This window comes from Cupriavidus sp. 05N38, from assembly GCF_056397345.1.
Genome location: NZ_JBFTNF010000153.1, coordinates 1 through 1831, shown reverse-complemented (window position 1 = coordinate 1831; position 1831 = coordinate 1). Strand labels below are relative to the sequence as shown.

Sequence of the window (1831 nt, the reverse complement as noted above, 5' to 3'; positions counted from 1 at the left end):
AGCCTTGCAACCCTCCGCGCCCAGGACGCACAAGCCTGTCTGGCCGGAAAAGTGCCAGCCGTTCGACGGGTCCCGGTTGTCGTAGACATCCAGGGCCGCGAGCAACTGCTCGCTCTGCAGCCATTTGTGGTGGTCGTTGGMGCGGCCTTCGGCCAGTGCTTCCAGCGCCTTGCATTGCTGCTCGAAGTCGGCCAGGTTGGCTTTCATGGCCTGAACCTGCAGGGCGGCCTGCGGGTCCGGGGGATTGACGTACCTGGTCTCGAATCGATTGCGGTATTCGCCGCTGTCGAGCTTCGCCTGCACCCGCGTGCGGATGGTCGTCTCATAGTCCTTCATGTGTTGCCGGGCGGCCTGTTCCCAGCGGGCCTCCTGCTCCGCGTCGAGCACCCAGCCGCGGGTCATGGCGGCGCCGGGGTCTTCGATCTTGGCGCGCTCGATGTCGATGTAGTGTCGCGCCTCGATGGCGGCCGACTTGTCCTCGAACAGCTGCCTGACGTCGTCGAACGCCTGGGCCACCAGGACCAGGCGTTCATTGTCGAGGCCTTTGGGGTTCTTGAGGCTAAGGTAGCCTTTGAGCTGTTCCACCGCCTCGTTGCGCCATGCGTTGAGCTGCTGGGTGATGCCGATGGGATCGTGCAGTACCACCGCACAACCGCGCGCGCGGCGAGCGGTTTCCTTGAGGTCCGAGGCGACCCAGGGCGTGTGGTATTCGTAATCCGGGCTGGAGTAAAGCTGGCCGGCGAGCACCGGCGCGAGCGCCTTGTCGGTGCGGGCAATGGCGTCCGACAAGGTGCCGTCGATGATCATCGGGTCGAGTACGTCGTCAGCAAACGAGCACGTGTCCGCAATCCTCTTGATGTCGAATGACTGCAACTTGTTGCGCAGGTAGGTCTTGTCGCGCACCTCGTCCACCATGCGCTTGGTGAGGGGGTCAGGCGTGAACAGCAGGCGCAATTCTTCGATATCCTCCGGCGCTTTGAAGCAAATGGTCCAACCGCTCCGCAGTTGAATACCTTGCGTGTCGGCGATCGGCTGGTGAGGTGCATACGGCCAGATCGGATGGAATATGCCGGCGGACACGGCATGCCAGGCGCTCTCGCAGGACCAGTCCTTGCCCAGGCGCTTGACGAAGGCATAGAGATAGCCCTCGCGCAGGCTGCGCACAGCGTACCGGGCATTGAGTTTGTCGAATGCGGGGAAGTTCTTGCCGAGATTGGATGGTAGCTGTGGCGCCAGTTTGTCCAAGGCCTTCAAGTCGCCATGGGCGAGGACGGCATAGCGCAGCGGCAGGATGGCTACCTCCGTCTTGCACTCGACACAAGGACTGGGCGCTTCGTCCCTGCGCGTTTGCCGGGCAACGCGAAGTGCCTGGGACAGGAGTGTGGCAGGGGAGTTCGTGGTCATGATTGCGGCCTCCTTGGGTCTGCCTGGTGCTTCAGAGCGGCCAGCGACTGGCTCAGCGGAACCTGATCGGCGACGGCGCGCTTCACGGCATCCTGCCAGTCGCGATCGGCGGCCAGGCGTGCAGCAGGTATTGACAACCCCACCAGGACGTAGGTGGTCAGGTCTTCGTGGCGGCTCAGTCCATGCTGGCGGGCGGCGTCGAGCTGGGCTTCTATCTGCGTCAGGCGCACGCCACGGCAGTCGCTGGCAAAGACGGCCGGAGCTTCCTGTTCCAGGGTGTGCAGCAACTGATGCGGCAACGGATCGGAAACCAGGGCTTCCCACAGGGCATCGGTCAATGTCAGCGCCGGCGGCGACGGCTGCGGCAGGCGCGCGCCGCCGGGGATGCGGCTCCAGCGCGGGTGTTCCGGCGTGGCGCCGGCAAACC

General features: G+C 64.5%; 2 protein-coding genes. Both read right to left on the bottom strand.

The genetic code is table 11. From position 1 onward, the window contains the following. Positions 1 to 1404, bottom strand: a 1404-nt coding sequence (locus tag AC1DK4_RS40605; protein ID WP_477132263.1) for a T6SS effector BTH_I2691 family protein, incomplete at its 3' end; no start/stop codon positions are given. Then, positions 1401 to 1831 (bottom strand): hypothetical protein (locus tag AC1DK4_RS40600; RefSeq protein ID WP_441650509.1); only part of this gene is annotated, 431 nt, incomplete at its 5' end. The genes AC1DK4_RS40605 and AC1DK4_RS40600, both read right to left, overlap by 4 nt.